Origin of the sequence: Marinobacter sp. UBA2498, assembly GCF_002341575.1 — a bacterium.
GTDB lineage: Bacteria > Pseudomonadota > Gammaproteobacteria > Pseudomonadales > Oleiphilaceae > Marinobacter > Marinobacter manganoxydans.
The window spans coordinates 1-1,293 of sequence record NZ_DDOI01000135.1; the positions used below are offsets into that span (position 1 = coordinate 1).

At 63.4% G+C, this 1,293-nt stretch carries 2 protein-coding genes; one reads left to right on the forward strand and one right to left on the reverse strand.

Annotated features, from left to right (window positions below; all coding sequences use genetic code 11):
• Positions 1-821: prenyltransferase (locus B2W52_RS18530; RefSeq protein WP_286803874.1), on the forward strand; the 821-nt coding region annotated here is incomplete at its 5' end.
• On the opposite strand, the gene B2W52_RS18535 is transcribed toward B2W52_RS18530, so the two are convergent.
• Positions 811-1,293 (reverse strand): methyl-accepting chemotaxis protein (locus B2W52_RS18535; RefSeq protein ID WP_286803875.1); only part of this gene is annotated, 483 nt, incomplete at its 5' end. The two genes, B2W52_RS18530 and B2W52_RS18535, sit on opposite strands and share 11 nt — an antisense overlap.

Here is a 1,293-nt window from a genome sequence, read left to right on the forward strand (position 1 = left end):
GCCTTGGCGTGGCGGTAGCCTGGCACCAGGGCGAGCCTCCGGCCCTGCTCAATCCCCTGCTCGTCCTGATTGGCGCCCTGCTGGCCCATGCCGCCGTCAATCTGCTCAATGAGTACGAAGACTTTGCCTCCGGGCTGGATCTGATTACCCGTCGCACGCCATTCTCCGGCGGCAGTGGTGCCTTGCCGGAGGTTCCCACCGCCGCCCGGCAAGTCCTGCTGGCCGCCTTTGGCACACTGGGACTGGTTGTCGCAATCGGGTTGTATTTTCTCTGGCTCCGGGGCCTGCCAATGCTGGTGCTCGGCGCGGCCGGCGTGGTGCTGGTGCTCACGTATACCCGCTGGATTACCCGTTCGCCGCTGATTTGCCTGCTGGCTCCGGGGCTGGGGTTCGGACCGGTGATGATTCTGGGCAGTCTGATTGCCCTTGGGGCCCGGCTGGACGCAACGGCCCTTACCGTTTCCACCATCGGCCTGCTGCTCGTCAGTGAGTTGCTGCTGATCAATCAGATACCGGATGCCGACGCGGACCGGAAAGTCGGGCGCCGACATCTGGTGATTACTCTTGGAAAGAAAGCCGCCACCCGCCTGGTTGCGCTTTTGCTGCTGGGCAGCTTTGGGATTCTGGGCTCGGCAATCTGGATCGGCTGGTTGCCGCTGTGGACCGCTCTCGCGTTTGCGCCTCTGCCGGCAGCCATCTGGATAAGCGTCAAGCTGCCAGGCGCGCTCAACCGCCCCGAACAATTCAACACACTCCTCGGCATCAACGTCGGGGTGCTGCTGGCAACCCTGGCGCTGCTGATCTGCGGACTCAGCCTTTAAACCGGAACACACTGACCCTGGAACGCAGCTGGCCGGCAAGTACGGCCAGATCACGGCTTGCCCCGGCCACCTGCTCGGAACCGGCTGAGGTCTCCACCGTGGCATCATGGATGCGGCTGATATTGCGGTTAACTTCTTCTGCAACGGAACTCTGCTCTTCCGAGGCACTGGCGATCTGGGCATTCATGTCGTTGATGGCACCCACCTCATGACGAATCCGGGCCAGAGCAGCTTCCGCCTCGCTGGTCTTGTCCACCGTGGTGCGGGCAAGCTCCCGACTGCTTTCCATAACCTCGGTCGCCTGGCCGGCGCCCGCCTGCAGGTTTCCAATCATCTCCTGAATTTCCCGGGTGGAATCCTGGGTCCGCGATGCCAGCGACCGTACTTCGTCGGCCACGACAGCGAATCCTCGTCCATGGGTGCCGGCGCGTGCCGCCTCGATCGCAGCATTCAGCGCCAGCAGGTTGGTCTG